The organism is Tabrizicola sp. (assembly GCF_041919135.1).
Lineage (GTDB): Bacteria > Pseudomonadota > Alphaproteobacteria > Rhodobacterales > Rhodobacteraceae > Tabrizicola.
Genome location: NZ_JAYRUJ010000018.1, coordinates 49,732 through 66,046 on the forward strand (window position 1 = coordinate 49,732; position 16,315 = coordinate 66,046).

Here is a 16,315-nt window from a genome sequence, read left to right on the forward strand (position 1 = left end):
GTTATGCCGCGCCGCGCATGGGATCAATGCGGCGCTGAATAAGACGGAGGGTCGGATGACCAGGCTTTATGCGGGAGTTGCAGTGGGGGTGGTCGCCGCCTTCCTGGGAGGTTCGGCCTGGTATGTGATTGCAAACCGCGCCGGCGATGCCTTTGCCCAATGCCGCCAGGGCCAGATTGCCGGCGGCGAAATCGGCGGGCCCTTCACCCTGGTCAATCCGGCGGGAGAGACGGTGACGGATGCCGAAGTGATCACCAAGCCGAGCCTGGTCTATTTCGGCTATACCTTCTGTCCCGATGTCTGCCCCTTCGACATGCAGCGCAATGTCGAGGCGGTGGATATCCTGGACGAGCGGGGAATCGACGTGAACCCCGTCTTCATCTCGATCGACCCGGATCGGGATACGCCCCAGGCGCTGGGCGATTACGCCCATAACATGCATCCCAAGCTGATCGCCCTGACCGGAAGCGCCGAGCAGGTCAAGACGGCCAGCCAGGCCTACAAGACCTATTATCGCAAGCAGCCGGGGGATGACGAATTCTATCTGGTGGATCATTCGACATTCACCTATCTGATGATCCCCGGCACCGGCTTTGTGGACTTCTTCCGCCGCGAGGTCACAGCCGAGCAGATGGCCGACAGCGTCGCCTGTTTCGTCGAAGCGGCCTCGGCCGGGAAATAAGCACCAGAAGGGAGGGCGCATGACCGAGCATATCGAGGCCGATCTGGGAGCGGACCGTTCGCTTCTTCTGGTCGATGACGACGAGTCCTTTGTGAAACGTCTGGCGAAGGCGATGGAAAAACGCGGCTTCCAGCCGGAAACCGCGCAATCGGTGGCCGAGGGGCGGGCCAAGGCCCTGGCCCGGCCGCCCGCCTATGCGGTGGTCGACCTGCGGCTGGAGGATGGCAACGGGCTTGAGGTGATCGAGACCCTGCGCGAGAAACGCCCGGATTGCCGGATTGTCGTCCTGACCGGCTATGGCGCGATTGCGACGGCGGTGGCGGCGGTCAAGATCGGCGCGGTCGATTACCTCTCGAAGCCCGCGGATGCCAATGACGTGACGCAGGCCCTGCTTTCGCGCGGCGAGGCAATGCCCGAGCCGCCGGAAAACCCGATGTCGGCCGATCGCGTCCGCTGGGAGCATATCCAGCGGGTCTATGAGATGTGCGACCGCAATGTCAGCGAAACGGCGCGGCGGCTTTCGATGCATCGCCGGACACTCCAGCGCATATTGGCGAAACGCAGTCCGAAGTGAAACGGAATTGTTGCCAACCGGAATATACGCGCCTATGCAAAGGATGCGGATATTCGAGAGGGGACAGTCTTGAACAACGACCTGAATTCGCTTTCGCTGAAAGAGTTGAAGGACCTGCAATCCCAGGTCGCAAAGGCGATTGCCGGTTTTGAGGACCGCCGCAAGCGTGAGGCGCTGGCGGAACTGGACGAGAGGGCCCGGGCAATGGGCTTTTCGCTGGCCGAACTGACCGGCGCGGCGTCGCCGCGCAAGCGCACGGCCTCGACGGCGAAATATGCAAATCCGGCCAATCCGTCAGATACCTGGTCGGGCCGCGGGCGCAAGCCGCGCTGGTTCTCCGAGGCGCTTGCCAAGGGCCGCCGCCCGGAAGACATGGCGGTCTGAGGCCGTCAGTCGCAGGCGGCCAGCAGCCGGGCCACGGTCGCGATATAATCCGCCCGCACCTCTGCGGGCGGGCGTAGCCGGATCTCCAGCCGCCACAGCACCTCGGGTGCGGGGCGGCCGAACAGCCGGTCGGCCTCGGCCTCCCGGAACCCCGCGATCCGCACGGCCTCGAGCCAGGCGGAAACCTTGTCGGCCGCCTTGATCTGCTTCTTGATCGGCGCGGGCAGCACGGCAGGCAGGCCGAAGCGGCGATGCACCGCCGCCGTCAGCCGCTGGTCCAACTCGCCATAACCCGGTCCCACGGCCGCCTTCACCGGGCTGATCATGTCGCCGATGACATATTCCGGCGCGTCATGCAGCACGGCGGCCAGCCGCCAGCGGGCGGCGATGCCGGGGTTCATCCGGGCGAAGATCTCCTCGACCAGCAGCGAATGCTCGGCCACGGAATAGGCGAAATCGCCCCGCGTCTGGCCGTTCCAGCGCGCGACGAAGGCAAGGCCATGGGCGATGTCCTCGACCTCGATGTCCATCGGCGTCGGGTCCAGCAGGTCCAGCCTGCGGCCCGAGAGCATGCGTTGCCAGGCGCGGGGGGGCATGTCAGATCCGCGCCTGGTAGGGATCGGGGTGACGGTCGATCATCGCCTTCACCAGCCCCATGCCGCGGAAATGCCGCAGCATGATGCGCGAGGCCTCGACCAGCGGCATCGGCGCGGGATCGCAGGGCGGGGCAAGCTTCTCCAGCGCCTCGGGGAAGAAGGTGGCGTAGAACTCGCGGTAGGCGTGGTTGAAGCGGGTGTCGAACCAGCCCGTGGAATCGCGGTCCGGCTTCTTGCGCGAGACGAAATGGCGGAAGAACACGGGATAGCGCATCGGGACCAGCGGATAGCGGCCGTTGAGCTGCCAGTTCCAGCAGGGCGCCAGCTGGGCGAACTTGCCGCGCAGCGCGAGGTTGGTGAGCGACTGGTCGGACAGCACGATGGCATGCGGATGGGTGATGCAGATGTCCAGCGACCGCCGCTCGACCTCCTGCTCGACATAGGCGCGGGTCTCGATCAGCTGGAAGCCGGTATTGGCATAGGCGAGCGCGGGAAGGCCCGCCTTCACATATTCTTCGGCGTAGAAGCCGGGCCGGAAGAAATAATATGCGTCCAGTGCGGCGGCGATCGGATGCGGGCCGATGTCGATCTGGAACAGGCGGTTCAGATCGCCGCCTTCGACGAACATGTCGCCGTCGAGATAGAGGATGCGGCGGTAGCGGTGGCCGAGTTCGCGCGCGAGGGTCAGGCGATAGAGCGGCGCCATCCTGCCGACGTGGCGGGCGACCTCGGCATGGGCGGGAAGCTCTCCGGTCCGGTGCAGGATCAGGCCCAGGTCGCGGGCCCAATCGGGCAGGGGCAGTTCGTCTTGCGAGGCGACCACGAAGTCGAAGCGGCGGAACGGGTTGTGAAAGGCGATCTGGCGCAGCATGAACAGCGCCATGGGATAATAGCTCCGATCGCAACAGAAGACGACGGCCTGGTCGTGGCGCTGGGGATCGGTCATCGAAAGCCTCGCTTGACTATGCCTGCATCAAGACCAGGTGCATTTGACGGGTGGCCCACGTTGTCTTGACCCGACACATTTGCTATGGCCGCGCGAGAAACGAAAGACAGGAATTTCAGGACGCCATGGACCATATCGTCAAGGACATCTCGCTCGCCGAGTTCGGCCGCAAGGAACTGACCATCGCGGAAACCGAAATGCCGGGCCTGATGGCCTGCCGCGAGGAGTTCGGTGCGTCGCAGCCGCTGAAGGGCGCCCGCATCGCCGGGTCGCTGCACATGACGATCCAGACCGGCGTGCTGATCGAGACGCTGAAGGCGCTGGGCGCGGATGTGCGCTGGGCGTCCTGCAACATCTTCTCGACCCAGGACCACGCCGCGGCGGCCATCGCGGCCTCGGGCACCCCGGTCTTCGCCATCAAGGGCGAGAGCCTTGAGGAATACTGGGACTATACCGACCGCATCTTCCAGTTCGGTGGCGAGGGTGGGACGTGCAACATGATCCTCGACGATGGCGGGGATGCGACGCTGTACATCCTGCTGGGCGCCCGGGTCGAGGCGGGCGAGACCGACCTGATCGCCGTGCCCACCAGCGACGAGGAAGTGTGCCTGTTCAACCAGATCAGGAAGCGCCTCGCCGCCAGCCCCGGCTGGTTCACCAAACAGCGCGCCGTGATCCAGGGTGTTTCGGAAGAAACCACCACCGGCGTGCATCGCCTGTATGAGTTGCACAAGAAGGGCGAGCTGCCCTTCCCGGCGATCAACGTCAACGACAGCGTGACGAAGTCGAAGTTCGACAACAAGTATGGCTGCAAGGAATCGCTGGTCGACGGCATCCGCCGCGCCACCGACACGATGATGGCCGGCAAGGTCGCCGTGGTCTGCGGCTATGGCGACGTGGGCAAGGGGTCTGCGGCCTCGCTGCGCGGCGCCGGCGCGCGCGTGAAGGTGACGGAAGTGGACCCGATCTGCGCCCTGCAGGCCGCAATGGACGGCTACGAGGTGACGCTGCTGGAGGATGAGGTCGCCACGGCCGACATCTTCATCACCACCACCGGCAACAAGGACGTGATCCGCATCGAGCACATGCGCGAGATGAAGGACATGGCCATCGTCGGCAACATCGGCCATTTCGACAACGAGATCCAGGTCGCCGCCCTGCGCAACCACAAGTGGACCAACATCAAGGACCAGGTGGACATGATCGAGATGCCCTCGGGCAGCCGCATCATCCTGTTGTCCGAAGGCCGTCTGCTGAACCTCGGCAATGCCACCGGGCATCCGTCCTTCGTGATGTCGGCCAGCTTTACCAACCAGGTGCTGGCGCAGATCGAGCTGTGGACCAAGGGCAAGGATTATGCGCCGGGCGTCTACATCCTGCCCAAGGCGCTGGACGAAAAGGTCGCGCGGCTGCACCTGAAGAAGATCGGTGTCAAGCTGACCGAGCTGAAGCCGGAACAGGCGGCCTATATCGGCGTCAAGGTCGAAGGTCCGTTCAAGTCGGACCATTATCGCTATTGATGGTGGGTGGGCCGGGCAGCCGTCCCGGCCCCCTCCCGCAGGGCGACATTTTTTCCCATTGCCTCACAGGATCGTTGTCCTAAGCTTGCCGGCGTCCCGCAGCGACGGGCGACTTTGGCAATTGAAACGAGGGATAGAATGGGCAAGCGCGACGAATTGATCGCAAAATATGCGGACGACCTGAAGACCAAGTGCAAAGTCACCCCAGACATGGATCTGCTGACCAAGGTGACCATCGGCTGCGGCCCGTCGATCTATGACAATGACGCCCAGACTGTCGCGGCCTCGGACAAGGACGAGCTGGAGCGGATCCGGGCGAATTTCCTGGTCAAGAAGCTGGGCCTGCAGAATGGCCCCGCCCTGATGGACGGGATCAACGCCGCCATCGAGACCTATGGGAAATCCGAGCGCAACAAGTTCCGCGCGGTGTTCTATTACCTGCTGGTCAAGCATTTCGGCAAGGAAGCCGCCTACAGGTAACCGGCATCCGGTCGCATGTGACAAGCCCGCGCGCCCGGCGTGCGGGCTTTCGATCATGCGGGATTTACATCGAATGCGAGACACTCCCCGCTTGCCCGAGGCGGGGGATTCGGGTGAAAACAGGCTTGTCAGGGCAGGATGCCCGGGACCCTTATACAGATCACGCGGTGCTTGGGGTGTGCGCGTGGGGTGGATGAAGGGTCCCGTAGGGGTGCGGGGCCCTTCATTCCTTTTCAGTCATCCTGCCGCGGCCGGGTCCAGTCGACCTCGCCGCAGCTTTCGCAGGTGGTGACCGGGGCCGATGCGATCCGCCCGCATTCCAGGCAGCAGGCGGGGTCTCCCGGCGCGGGCGGGTCCGGCTCGGCCAATTCGATCGGCGGGACGATGCGCAGGCCCGCGACGGGGCTGTCACGCAGGAATACCGACAGCTCGCCCGAAGGCTCCAGATAGGCGCGGTCGATCTGGCCAAGGTTGCGGATGCCCGCCAGCCGCAGCTTCTCCATCAGTTCGGTTGCGCCATGGCCGCGCTCCGTGATGCCGTCGCGCCGGATGACCCCGTCGCGGATCACCTCCACCGGCACGCCGTCCAGCACCCGCTTGGCCGCCCGCCAGCGGGCAAGCATCAGGTCGGCCCCCTTGTCGAACAGGACGACGAGAAGGATCACTAGCATGGCCGGCAACAGCGGCACATTGGGTTGGAACATCGGGTCGCCCACCGCCGAGCCGAGTGCGATGACCAGCAGGAACTCGACCACCGACATCTGCGCGATGCTGCGCCCGCCGATCCAGCGCAGAAGCACCATGGTCCATACCAGGATGATGACGACCCGCAAGGCGACCTCGGCCAGGAACAGCGGCGGCAGGTCGCCCAGGATCAGGCGCGACAGGTCGAAAGGCAGGATCTCGTCCATCAGGCATTTCCTCCGGCAGGGCAACCCGGCCGCGAAGCGCGTGGTTCCGCAGGAACTTTCCGGCGCTTCCCGGTGTTCTTCCGGACAGCAACCGAAAGGGCAGCCGATGGAACAGAGCGACACCGAACGCATCCGCCTTCGTGCCTACGAGATCTGGGAAGCGGCCGGTCGCCCGGCCGGCAAGGACCGCGAACACTGGGAGCAGGCCCAGGCCGAACTTGCGGCAAAGGATGCCTACGGCCTGGACCGCGAAGAGGTCGTCGCGATGCGCGACGGCGCGGAGCGGGTCGAGGACGAACCCTGAGCGGGAACATTGCGGGGGTCTGGCGGTTTCAGGGGGACAGGAAGGGAGCGCCTCATGTCCGCACCGCGTACAAATCTGGAAAAGCAGAAGCGCCGCCACATCGTCCCGCTTCTGGGGATGCTTCTGGTGGTGGTGCTTGCCGCCGGGTTGATCCTTTACTGGCAGTTCGAGGAAGCCTCGCAGGGGGATGGCCCCGGGATCGAGGAACCCTCGGATCCCGGCGCCTCGCCCGAGGCCGGCTCGGGCGAGGCCGAGACCGACTGATCATTCCCCGCCGTCGCTGGCCCGGTCGTTGGTCCGGGCCTTGCGGTCACCCGTTTCGCGATTGACGCCGCCGGCATTCGCCTCGCGGTTTCCCGGCATGGTCGAAGGCGGGTGCTTCGTCGCCGCTTCGTTCATCTTGCGGACCTGCGCCTTCATCTGGACGCGGGCCTGGGTGTTCTGCTGCTCGTTCTCGGATTGCTTCATCGCCATGCCTTTCGCAGGTCAAGGACCCGACCGTGAGGCCGGGTCCGTTTCGATTGCCCGACCGGGGTCAGTTCTCGGCGGGAAGCGTGCTGGTGGCCCAGGTCGCCGGATCATCGGCATTGTAGGCGGGAATGGCCTCAAGCTGCTCGCGGCTCCAGGGAAGATAGACGCGGGTGTCGTCACCGTTGCGATAGAAGGCCAGATCGCTGACCGGGACAGCCACGCGGTGCTCGCCGATTCCGAGGAAGCCGCCGATGTCGAGCACGACATGGGTGACCTCGCCCACCGTCGCGGCCGGGGCCGTGGCCGCGTCGCCCGCCGTCGTGGCGGTGGTATCGGCCGCGCTGTCCGAGGGGGCCGGAGCGGTATAGGCCGTGTCGCCGGCCGTGCCGGAGTCGGTGGCCGCCGTGTCGGCGGTGCCCGTGTCGGGCATGGCAGTGCCGCCATCGGTCGCGGGGGCGGTGGTCGTGGCGGTGTCGTCCGCTGCCGTTGCGTCGCCGGTGGTCGGGGCGGTCGCGCCGTCCGTCGCGGTGGCGTCATCCGCGGGAGTGGTGGTCGTGTCCGTCGCGGTGGTGTCATCCGGGGCCGGAGCGGTGGCCGTGTCCGTCGCGGTGGCGTCATCCGAGGCCGGAGCGGTGGTCGTATCGGCATCCGCTTCCGGGGCGGCGGTTGCCGCGTCGCCGGTCGCCGGGGCGGTGGTCGCGCCATCCGTGGCAGTCTCGCCGGTGGCCGGTGTCGTGGCCGCGGCGGTGCCGTCGCCCGTCGCCGTGGCTGGCTCGGCGCCCCCGGTGTTCTCGGTGTCGGTGATGGTGAAGACCAGATCGCCGACTTCGCCGATGGACTCTCCGCTCACGTCATAGACCTTTTCGCCCAGAAGTTCTTCGGCCGAGACCATCGCCTCCTGGCGCTCGAAGCCTTCGGGCACCGTCACTTCGACCTGGGGCGCCGCCGGATCGGCGGTCTGGGCGAAAGCCGCAGCGGGAAGGAATGCCGCCACCAGGGCGGTTGTCAGGGTCAGGCGTCTCATGCGTGCACCTCCGAAGGATGAAAAAGCGGCGCGAGGGTTGCTCGCGCCGCAAGGGGTCAGTCGCGCCGCTGGTTCTGCTGGCCCTGGCCGCCTTGTTGGCCGCCTTGCTGACCCGGACGCTGGGACGGGTTCTGCTGCTGCTGCTGGCCCTGGCCGCCGTGCTGACCACCTTGCTGGCCGGGACGCTGGCTCGGGTTGTGCTGCTGCTGCTGGCCTTGCTGGTCTTTCCGCGGGTCGTTCTGATTAGCCATTGGTCTACTCCTCCTTACAGGCCGGTATCCGGCGTGTGGCAAAGGAACCGCCAGCGCGTCCGGATGTTCCCGCAGCTTGCGGCAGAACCGGGGGGAACCGCCAAAGTTGGCAGGCGTTTGCGCAGGAAGGGGAGAGGCCATGGCACCGCGCACGTTCTGGAAGGGCTATCTCAAGCTGTCGCTGGTCACCTGCCCGGTGGCGATGACTCCGGCAACGACCGAGGGCGGCAGGCTGCGGTTCCATACGCTCAACCGCGCGACGGGCAATCGTCTGGTCCAGCAATATGTCGATGCGGAAACCGGCAAGCCGGTGGCCGAAGAGGACGAGGCCAAGGGCTATCCAAGGGGCGAGGACGACCATGTCCTGCTGGAGGACGAGGAAATCGAGGCCGTCGCGCTGGAAAGCACCCGCACCATCGACATCGAACGCTTCGTCCCCCGGGACTCGATCGGCTGGATCTGGTATGACCGGCCGCATTTCCTGGTCCCGAACGACAAGGTGGGAGAAGAGGCCTTCTCGGTGATCCGCGAGGCGATGGCCGAGACCGGAATGGCCGGGATCGCGCGGCTTGTGCTCTATCGCCGCGAACGCGCGGTGCTGCTGCGGCCGAGGGGGCGGGGGATCGTGCTATGGACGCTGCGCTATGGCGACGAGGTGCGGCCGGAGGCGGAGTATTTCGCGCGGCTGGACAAGGCCCCGGTGGACAAGGACCTGCTGAAGCTGGTCGAGAAGCTGATCGACACGCGCAAGGCCGACTGGTCGCCGGGCTTCGTCGTCGATCCGGTGCAGGACCGGCTGGTCGAGATCATCGAGGCCAAGCGGAAGGGGCGAAAGACGCAGAAGCGCAAGGCCGCCACGCCGCCGAAGGCGGACAATGTGGTCAGCATCATGGACGCGCTGAAGCGCAGCATCGCCGCCGAGAAGGGCGGCTAGGCTTTCGGCAGCGGCCGCGCCTCGGCGAAGAAATCCGCCCAGGGATCCGTCACCGCCGCAAGGCGGTTGGGCAGGTTCAGCACGGTGAAATGCGCCGGGCCGATCTCGGGGCCCAGTTCCTCCCAGGTGATCGGGGTCGAGACGGCGGCTCCGGGTCGCGCGCGGGTGGACCAGGGGGCCACCGCCGTCGCCCCGCGCTGGTTGCGCAGGTAGTCGACAAGGATCCTGCCCTTGCGCTTGGCCTTGGTGATCGTCGCGACATAGCGGTCGGGCTGGTCGGCGGCCATGGCGCGGGCAAGGGATTGGCACCAGGCCTTGACCGCCGGCCATTTCGCCTGCGGTTTCAGGGGCGCAACCACATGCAGGCCCTTCCCGCCCGAGGTCTTGAGGAAGGCCGCCAGCCCCGCCCGTTCGATCCGTTCGCGCACCTCCCTTGCCGCGGCGATCATCCGCGGCCAGTCCACGCCCTCGCCGGGATCGAGGTCCATCACGATGCGGTCGGGGGTCTCGATCTGCGCCAGGGTCGAGCCCCAGGGATGGATCTCCAGCGCGGCGGACTGAACCAGGCCGAGAAGCCCGTCCAGATCGGCGATCGCGATCACGCTTTCGCCGGGATCGCCGGGGTCCTGCGGCGTCAGGATCTTGCCGTTCATCCCCTTCCAGCCGTGTTTCTGAAAGAACTGCTGCCCGTCGATCCCGTCGGGGCAGCGGAGAAGCGCAAGCGGGCGGCCCACCAGATGCGGGGCGATCAAGGGCCAGACTTCGGCATAATGATCGGCGAGGCCCGCCTTGGTGACGCCCGCTCCGGGCCAGTAGATCCGGTCGGGATGGGTCAGTTTCACCGTCCGTTTCGGCTGGGGCGCCGTCTTTGCCGAAGGCGCGGCCTCGCGGCGCACTTCATGCGCGGGCTTGTCCTCGCGCAGGCCGCGGAACGAGGCGTGGCGCAGGTGGCCGTCGCCGGTCCAGGCGCGGAACTCGACCTCGGCCACCAGTTCGGGGCGGACGAAGCGGACGCCGCGCGCCTCCTCGGAGGTCAGGCGGCCGGCGAAGGGGCTTTCGCGGGTTTCCAGGGCTTGCAGCCGGTCAAAGACCTGCCGCGCGGTCTGGTTGCTGAACCCGGTGCCGACGCGGCCGACATGGTTCAGCCGGCCGTTGTCGAACACCCCCATGACCAGCGACCCGATGGCCTTCTCCGAAACGCTCGAGGGCACATAGCCGCCGATGACGAACTCCTGCCGGGCCGAGCATTTCGACTTGACCCAATTGCGCCCCCGCCCCGAGCGATAGGGGCTGTCGCGCAGCTTGGAGACAACGCCCTCCAGCCCCAGGCGGCAGGCGTGACGCAGGACGATCTCGCCGCCGTCGTCGAAATGGTCGCTGTAGCGCAGGGCGGGGGGCGCTGCCTTCAGCAGGTGCACCAGCCGCGCCTTGCGGTCGGTGAGCGGCAGCTTGCGCAGGTCCTCGCCGTCCAGATGCATCAGGTCGAAGGCATAGAACACCAGCCGGTCGGCGCGGCCCTCGGAGAGATCCGCTTGCAGCGCCGAAAAGTCGCTGGCACCCGAGCCGCCCTCGACCACCAGCTCGCCGTCGATCAGGGCCGATGCCACCGGCAGGGCCGCCAGCGCCTTGGCCAGGGGGGCAAGCCGTTCGGTCCAGTCCAGGCCCGAGCGGGTCAGGAGCCAGGCCTTGCCCTGCGCGATGCGCGCCTGGAGGCGATAGCCGTCGAACTTGATCTCGTGCAGCCAACGGTCGTCCGTCGGGGTCGCACCGACCAGGGTTGCCAGCATCGGCGGCACGAAATCGGGAAGGCTGGCCGCGCGCGTCTTTCTTGTGCCGGACTTCGTGCCGGACTTCGGGGCTTTCGGCGGCGCGCCCTTCGCGACCTCGGCCAGATCGCGGCCGGTCTTCACCGAGAGCGGGCTTTCCTCAAGGATGTCGGGGGCATCCTCGCTGCGCGCCGCCGCATCCTCGCCCTTGATCAGCAGCCAGTTCTCGCGCTTTTCGCCGGGCTTGCCCTTGATCCGCACCAGATGCCAGCGGCCGGAAAGCTTTTCGCCGTTCAGCTCGAACTCCAGATGGCCCTTGGCATAGCCCCGCTCGGGCTCGGCCACCGGGGTCCAGGTTCCGCGGTCCCAGACGATGACCGTGCCGCCGCCATACTGGCCCCTGGGGATCGTGCCTTCGAAATCGCCATAGTCCAGCGGGTGATCCTCGACATGGATGGCAAGGCGCTTCTCGCCCGCTACCAGGCTGGGACCGCGCGTCACGGCCCAGCTTTTCAGCACGCCGTCCATCTCCAGCCGCAGGTCGTAATGCAGCCGCCGCGCCGCGTGTTTCTGGATGACGAAGCTGTTGCCAGCCCCCGTCGCCCCTTCGCCCGAAGGTTCGGGAGTCGCCTGGAAGTCGCGCTTGCGGCGATAGGTTTCCAGCGCCATCTCAGCCCGCCTTCCGGCGCGGAGCCGGTTTCCTCGCCTCCTTGCCCTCGGCGTGCCCGACGCTTTCGCGCAACGCGGTCAGGAGGTCCACGACCTTGCCCGGCCGCTTCGTCTTGCGCGGAGTGATCTTGCGGCCTTCCAGCTTGGCCTTCACCAGATCGGCCAGGGCGGATTCGTAGCGGTCGTCGAACTCCGCCGGATCGAAACGGCCGGTCTTGGTCCGGATGATATGGGCGGCAAGGTCCAGCATCTCGCCTTCGAGCTTCAGCTTCGGGATCTCGTCGAAGACCTCGGCCGGGGATTTCACCTCATGCTCGAATTGCAGCGTGCTGGCCACCAGCCCCAGGCCCTGCGGCCGGATCAGCAGCGTCCGCACCCGGCGGAAAAGCACGGTCCGCGCCAGGGCGGCGACGCCGCGCGCCTTCATCCCCGCGCGGATCAGCGCGAAGACCTCGACCGAGGCGGGATCGCTGGGGGCAAGGTAATAGGGGCGGTCGAAGAACAGCGTGTCCACGTTGTCGCAGTCGATGAAGCGGTCCAGCCGCAGCACCTTGTCGCTTTCGGGAATGGCGCCGGCCAGGTCCTCGTCGTCAAGCAGGACATAATCGCCGTCATCGACCTCATAGCCTTTCACCTCATCCTCGCGCGGGACGGGTTTGCCGGTCTCGCTGTCGACAAAGCGGCGCTGGACACGGTTGCCGGTGGCCCGGTTGATGGTGTGAAAGGCGATGCGGTCCGAGGTGGAGGCAGCGGTGTAAAGCCCGATGCCGCAGCCGACCTCGCCCACCACCATCCGGCCCTTCCAGTTCGCGCGCAGAGCCATGCCGCCCTCCCGTGGCTGTCCTGCGGAAACGGCGCGAGAGCCCCGGGGGTTCCGCCGCTGCGGTAGCGCCGCGATCCGCGCGGGGACGGTCGGCGGGCATTCGCCTGCGACGGGAAATGCTCCGCGACCGGGCGGAACTGGCGCCGGGCATGTGCATTGCCTTTGCGGGTGGGCTGCCCCGGGCCCTCGCGCCGGGGAGAAAACCGGAAGGCAATATCTTCATGTCGGATGACATCCTGAGTTACATCCCCGCGCTGCGTCTGTTTGCACGGTCCCTCTGCGGCCGGACCGGCGACCCGGATGACCTGGTGCAGGACACGCTGCTGCGCGCGATCGAGAAGGTGGAGTCCTATACCCCCGGAACCAACATGCGGGCCTGGCTTTTCACCATCATGCGCAACCGCTTCTACAGCCAGTGCATCAAGCTCTCGCGCGAACGCCCGGCGGCCGAGGATTGTGCCTCCTCGGTGCCGGTAAGCCAGCCGGTGCAATACTGGCACATGCGCGGCAAGGAGGTGGAAGCGGCCCTTCTGGACCTGCCGCAGCCCTACCGCGAGGCCATCGTCCTGGTGCTGGTCACCGGGGAAAGCTACCTCTCGGCGGCCGAGATCCTGGGCTGCGACATCGGCACGATCAAGAGCCGGATCAACCGTGGCCGCCGCCAGCTGCGCACGGCGCTGGGCGAGGAGGTCTAGGCCGCGCCGGGTGGGGGAACAATTCCAGCGCCTGCCGGTTGCCTGCACCGATCCGCTGTCCCGAACGCAAGGAGACGACCATGAAGACGCAGAACCTCGAGACCCTGTTTCACGACACGCTGAAGGACATTTATTACGCCGAGCGCAAGATCCTGCGGGCCCTGCCCAAGATGGCCCGCGCGGCCGGGTCGCCCGACCTAAAAGCGGCCTTCGAGAAGCATCATGAGGAGACCCAGACGCATGTCGAGCGCCTGCAGCAGGTGTTCGAGCTGATGGGGAAGCCCGCGCGCGGCAAGACCTGCCCGGCGATCGACGGGCTGATCGAGGAGGGTGAGGAGGTGATCGAAGCCTTCGCCGGCAGTCCGGCAGTGGACGCGGGCCTGATCGCCGCGGCACAGGCGGTCGAGCATTACGAGATTGCGCGTTATGGCACGCTTTGCCGCTGGGCCGAGCTTCTGGACATGGGTGATGCCGCCCGCCTGCTGGAATCCACCCTGCAGGAGGAGGGCGCGACCGACGAGGCGCTGACCAAGGTGGCCGAAAAATCCGTCAATCAGGCCGCCCTGGCCGCCTGACAGCCGGTCTTCCGCCTGTCCGGGCGCTCCCCCCGGACAGGTAAGAAGGGGAACGGCCCCGCGCGTTTCTGCGCGGGGCCGTTTTCGTGGGCGATTCCATCGGGCCAGATTGCATCTGGCACGATTAGTTCAGCCGCGTCTGCGGCGACCGGCGGCGGCGGCCGGCTCCTCCGGGGTCGCGGTCATGCTGGCGCTGTCCTCGCCCTGCCAGACCGGGTCGACGGCCTCGCGCGACAACTCGCTTTCGGCGCGAAGCCAGTTCGCCTCGGCCCGGCCCGAAGGTGTGCCCTCGTCCTGCCAGATTTCATAGGCGCGCTGCCGGATGCGGGCTTCCTGGTCCTGCGTCATCTGATCCCTCCGTTCACATTGGGCGGGGGCAACCCGCGAGGCTGGCGGAATGTTCCGGCCACCGCCTTTCCGGGAACAAAGGCGAGGGGCCTGCCGTTGGACGCAGGTTTCCCTGCCAGAGGATGCCCGACCATGACGGACCTTCCCAAGAACGAGGAACTGCGCCACCCGAAGCCCGGAGTGATCGACCAGCGCCAGCAACAGATCGACCCGGCCGGCCATTTCCGCGTGGACCCGGACGCGCGACCCGATGCCAACCGCAAGCAGCCCGGCGGCTCGGTCGACCGCCCGGTCGACCCGGAGGGCGGGCAATGACCGAGCATCCGAAACCCCCGTTTCCGCCGCAAAGCCAGGAGCCACCCGGCAGCTTCATCCCGATGCAGCCCCGCCCCGACCATGGCGAAACCTCGTGGCGCGGGGCCGGGCGGCTGCAGGGCCGCGTCGCGCTGATCACCGGGGCGGACAGCGGCATCGGCCGGGCGGTTGCCATCGCCTATGCCCGCGAGGGGGCCGATGTCGCGCTGTGCTACCTGAGCGAGACCGAGGATGCAGCCGACACCGCCCGCGTGGTCGAGGCGGCGGGGCAGAGCTGCCTCAAGCTTGCCGCCGACCTGTCCGACCCCGACGCCTGCCGCAAGGTCGTCGAGCGGGTGGCCGAGGAATGGGGCCGGATCGACATCCTGGTCAACAATGCCGCGCACCAGAGCGTGATCGAGACGCTGGAGGATCTGACGCCCGAGGAATGGGACAAGACCTTCGCCATCAACATCGATGCGATCTTCCACCTGGTCCGGGCCGCGCTGCCGCATATGGGGCAGGGCAGTTCGATCATCAACACGACCTCGATCAACGCCGACAAGCCGAATCCCTCGCTTCTGGCCTATGCCACGACGAAGGGGGCGATCCAGAACTTTACCGTGGGTCTGGCGCAGCTTCTGGCCGAGCAGGGGATCCGGGTGAACTGCGTCGCCCCCGGTCCGGTCTGGACGCCGCTGATCCCCTCGTCGCTGGAGCCGGAGAAGGTGGCGCATTTCGGCGAGGACTATCCGATGAAGCGCCCGGCCCAGCCGGTCGAGCTGGCGACCGCCTATGTGATGCTGGCCGAGCCGATGTCGAGCTATGTCTCGGGCGCGACCATCGCGGTCACGGGCGGCGGACCGATGCTGTAGGGGCGGCGGGGGCGGAACATCGGCGCAAGTCGCGGGTTGTCGGGGCCTGACGTCCCGAAACCGAAAGGACACCCGATGCACAATCCACCGCCCCCCGAGGGCACGCGCCCCGTCGACGGCCGCGCCCCGGCCCCGCGCGGCCGCCAGACCGGCATGTGGCTGGTGCTGGCCGTGCTGGCTGCGATCATCATCGCGATCCTGGCCTTCAGCTTCGACCGGACCGAACCCGACCCGGCGATCATCCCGGCCGAGCCGGCCGCGCCCGCGACGGACGGTGCCGCGACCGATGGCGCTGCGATTGACGGTGCCGCTACCGATGGCGCTGCGACCGATGGCGCCGCGACCGACGGGACGGCAACCGATGGCGCTGCGCCCGAAGGCACGGGGTCTACCGAGACCACGCCTCCGGCGACGACGCCCTGACACCGAAGCGACGGCAAGGGCCCGGTACTGGCTGCCGGGTCCGTTGCCTGTCATGCCGCGAGGCTGGCGGCTTGCGCTGGGGTCTGCTGTCACGCGGGCAAGGAACTGGCGTGTTCGCCTCGTCCTCGGCCATGACGCAAGACGGCCCGCCGCGAATGCACTCGCGGCGGGCCGAAAGATCACTCGGCGAAATAGTCGTAGTTGCCGTCTTTCCATTCATACACGACATAGCCCGGAAGGGTCGCATCGCCCTTTTCGTTATAGCCCATTTCGCCAAGGACCGTGTCGAACTTCGTTTCGTACAGCGATTTGACCACCGCGTCGAAATCGACCGAGCCAGCAGCATTCGCGGCCTGAGCCCAGGTCTGAACGGCTGCATAGCTGTAGAGCACATAGCCTTCCGGTTCGATGCCGGCGGCGCGGAAGCGTTCTACGGTCTCGGCCGCCTTGGGTTCGCGGCGCGGATCGGGCGAGAAGGTAAACAGCGTCCCGGCACCGGCCTCGCCGGTGATCGCCCAGTATTCGGCAGTCGTGAGACCGTCCCCCGAGAACATGATGGTGTCCATGCCCTGTTCACGCATCTGGCGCGCAATCAGGCCGGCTTCGGTGTGGTATCCGCCATAGTAAAGGACATCGACCTCCGCGGCTTTCAGTTTGGAGACCAGAGCCATGTAGGGTCAGGACTCGTTCTCGGATCATAGCCAGAACATGACGGTTGCGGCGAGTGCGACGGCGGAGAGGAAGACTTTTGGGCATCTATCGTAGCGGGT

The 16,315-nt window shown here is 66.8% G+C and carries 23 protein-coding genes; 13 read left to right on the forward strand and 10 right to left on the reverse strand.

What is annotated here, in order from left to right; genetic code table 11:
* Positions 1–55 precede the first annotated feature (55 nt).
* From ACE3UA_RS13540 to ACE3UA_RS13550, 3 genes are all read left to right on the forward strand, one after another.
* Entirely contained in the window at positions 56–682 is a 627-nt protein-coding gene (locus ACE3UA_RS13540; RefSeq protein ID WP_374645961.1) for an SCO family protein, read from the forward strand.
* 19 nt (positions 683–701) lie between these two features.
* Entirely contained in the window at positions 702–1,256 is a 555-nt protein-coding gene (locus ACE3UA_RS13545; protein WP_197643165.1) for an ActR/PrrA/RegA family redox response regulator transcription factor, read from the forward strand.
* Positions 1,257–1,325: 69 nt separating this feature from the next.
* On the forward strand, positions 1,326–1,640 hold the full coding sequence (locus ACE3UA_RS13550) for an H-NS histone family protein (protein WP_287870927.1): 315 nt from the start codon (positions 1,326–1,328) through the stop codon (positions 1,638–1,640).
* 5 nt (positions 1,641–1,645) lie between these two features.
* Here ACE3UA_RS13550 and ACE3UA_RS13555 read toward each other — a convergent pair whose 3' ends face one another.
* The gene (locus ACE3UA_RS13555) at positions 1,646–2,236 is read right to left on the reverse strand and encodes an HD domain-containing protein (protein WP_374645964.1); all 591 of its coding nucleotides are present in this window, start codon (positions 2,234–2,236) and stop codon (positions 1,646–1,648) included.
* Between the two features lies 1 nt (position 2,237).
* Positions 2,238–3,182: a glycosyltransferase family 8 protein gene (locus ACE3UA_RS13560; protein WP_374645966.1), complete on the reverse strand. Its 945-nt coding sequence runs from the start codon at positions 3,180–3,182 to the stop codon at positions 2,238–2,240.
* Between the two features lie 125 nt (positions 3,183–3,307).
* On the opposite strand from ACE3UA_RS13560, the gene ahcY reads away from it, so the two are divergent.
* Positions 3,308–4,702, forward strand: coding sequence for an adenosylhomocysteinase (gene ahcY / locus ACE3UA_RS13565; protein WP_374645968.1), 1,395 nt, complete (start codon positions 3,308–3,310; stop codon positions 4,700–4,702).
* Between the two features lie 138 nt (positions 4,703–4,840).
* On the forward strand, positions 4,841–5,182 hold the full coding sequence (locus tag ACE3UA_RS13570; RefSeq protein WP_374645970.1) for a DUF2853 family protein: 342 nt from the start codon (positions 4,841–4,843) through the stop codon (positions 5,180–5,182).
* 233 nt (positions 5,183–5,415) lie between these two features.
* Here the strand turns inward: ACE3UA_RS13570 and ACE3UA_RS13575 are convergent, their stop codons facing one another.
* Positions 5,416–6,093: a DUF421 domain-containing protein gene (locus tag ACE3UA_RS13575; RefSeq protein ID WP_374645972.1), complete on the reverse strand. Its 678-nt coding sequence runs from the start codon at positions 6,091–6,093 to the stop codon at positions 5,416–5,418.
* Between the two features lie 106 nt (positions 6,094–6,199).
* Between ACE3UA_RS13575 and ACE3UA_RS13580 the strand changes: the two genes are divergently transcribed.
* The gene (locus ACE3UA_RS13580) at positions 6,200–6,397 is read left to right on the forward strand and encodes a DUF2934 domain-containing protein (protein ID WP_374645974.1); all 198 of its coding nucleotides are present in this window, start codon (positions 6,200–6,202) and stop codon (positions 6,395–6,397) included.
* A 54-nt stretch (positions 6,398–6,451) separates the two neighbouring features.
* The gene (locus tag ACE3UA_RS13585) at positions 6,452–6,661 is read left to right on the forward strand and encodes a hypothetical protein (RefSeq protein ID WP_374645976.1); all 210 of its coding nucleotides are present in this window, start codon (positions 6,452–6,454) and stop codon (positions 6,659–6,661) included.
* On the opposite strand, the gene ACE3UA_RS13590 is transcribed toward ACE3UA_RS13585, so the two are convergent.
* From ACE3UA_RS13590 to ACE3UA_RS13600, 3 genes are all read right to left on the reverse strand, one after another.
* Positions 6,662–6,865 (reverse strand): hypothetical protein, encoded by a 204-nt coding sequence (locus tag ACE3UA_RS13590; protein WP_374645978.1) that lies wholly within the window; start codon positions 6,863–6,865, stop codon positions 6,662–6,664.
* 67 nt (positions 6,866–6,932) lie between these two features.
* Positions 6,933–7,892, reverse strand: coding sequence for a PRC-barrel domain-containing protein (locus ACE3UA_RS13595; protein WP_374645980.1), 960 nt, complete (start codon positions 7,890–7,892; stop codon positions 6,933–6,935).
* A gap of 56 nt (positions 7,893–7,948) precedes the next feature.
* A complete protein-coding gene (locus ACE3UA_RS13600; RefSeq protein WP_374645982.1) occupies positions 7,949–8,143 on the reverse strand; it encodes a hypothetical protein in 195 nt (64 codons plus the stop codon).
* Between the two features lie 139 nt (positions 8,144–8,282).
* Here ACE3UA_RS13600 and ACE3UA_RS13605 point away from each other — a divergent pair, with 139 nt between their 5' ends.
* Entirely contained in the window at positions 8,283–9,077 is a 795-nt protein-coding gene (locus tag ACE3UA_RS13605) for a Ku protein (RefSeq protein ID WP_374645984.1), read from the forward strand.
* Here ACE3UA_RS13605 and ligD read toward each other — a convergent pair.
* Entirely contained in the window at positions 9,074–11,512 is a 2,439-nt protein-coding gene (gene ligD / locus ACE3UA_RS13610; protein ID WP_374645986.1) for a DNA ligase D, read from the reverse strand. The two genes, ACE3UA_RS13605 and ligD, sit on opposite strands and share 4 nt — an antisense overlap.
* Position 11,513: 1 nt before the next feature.
* The gene (locus tag ACE3UA_RS13615; RefSeq protein WP_374645988.1) at positions 11,514–12,335 is read right to left on the reverse strand and encodes a Ku protein; all 822 of its coding nucleotides are present in this window, start codon (positions 12,333–12,335) and stop codon (positions 11,514–11,516) included.
* Between the two features lie 221 nt (positions 12,336–12,556).
* Here ACE3UA_RS13615 and ACE3UA_RS13620 point away from each other — a divergent pair, with 221 nt between their 5' ends.
* Positions 12,557–13,030 (forward strand): sigma-70 family RNA polymerase sigma factor, encoded by a 474-nt coding sequence (locus ACE3UA_RS13620; protein WP_374645990.1) that lies wholly within the window; start codon positions 12,557–12,559, stop codon positions 13,028–13,030.
* A gap of 80 nt (positions 13,031–13,110) precedes the next feature.
* Complete coding sequence (locus ACE3UA_RS13625; RefSeq protein WP_374645992.1) at positions 13,111–13,605, forward strand: ferritin-like domain-containing protein; 495 nt, start codon at positions 13,111–13,113, stop codon at positions 13,603–13,605.
* A 129-nt stretch (positions 13,606–13,734) separates the two neighbouring features.
* Here the strand turns inward: ACE3UA_RS13625 and ACE3UA_RS13630 are convergent, their stop codons facing one another.
* Positions 13,735–13,953: a DUF2934 domain-containing protein gene (locus ACE3UA_RS13630; protein WP_374645994.1), complete on the reverse strand. Its 219-nt coding sequence runs from the start codon at positions 13,951–13,953 to the stop codon at positions 13,735–13,737.
* A gap of 132 nt (positions 13,954–14,085) precedes the next feature.
* Here ACE3UA_RS13630 and ACE3UA_RS13635 point away from each other — a divergent pair, with 132 nt between their 5' ends.
* The 3 genes from ACE3UA_RS13635 to ACE3UA_RS13645 all read left to right on the forward strand — a co-directional run bounded on the left by ACE3UA_RS13635 (position 14,086) and on the right by ACE3UA_RS13645 (position 15,545).
* The gene (locus ACE3UA_RS13635; protein ID WP_374645996.1) at positions 14,086–14,268 is read left to right on the forward strand and encodes a hypothetical protein; all 183 of its coding nucleotides are present in this window, start codon (positions 14,086–14,088) and stop codon (positions 14,266–14,268) included.
* Entirely contained in the window at positions 14,265–15,122 is an 858-nt protein-coding gene (locus ACE3UA_RS13640; protein WP_374645998.1) for an SDR family oxidoreductase, read from the forward strand. Before ACE3UA_RS13635 ends, ACE3UA_RS13640 begins: the two co-directional genes overlap by 4 nt.
* 75 nt (positions 15,123–15,197) lie before the next feature.
* On the forward strand, positions 15,198–15,545 hold the full coding sequence (locus ACE3UA_RS13645; protein ID WP_374646000.1) for a hypothetical protein: 348 nt from the start codon (positions 15,198–15,200) through the stop codon (positions 15,543–15,545).
* Positions 15,546–15,724: 179 nt separating this feature from the next.
* Here ACE3UA_RS13645 and ACE3UA_RS13650 read toward each other — a convergent pair whose 3' ends face one another.
* Positions 15,725–16,216 carry a branched-chain amino acid ABC transporter substrate-binding protein gene (locus ACE3UA_RS13650; protein WP_374646001.1) on the reverse strand — a complete coding sequence of 164 codons (492 nt, stop codon included), beginning with the start codon at positions 16,214–16,216 and terminating at the stop codon, positions 15,725–15,727.
* Positions 16,217–16,315: the final 99 nt, after the last annotated feature.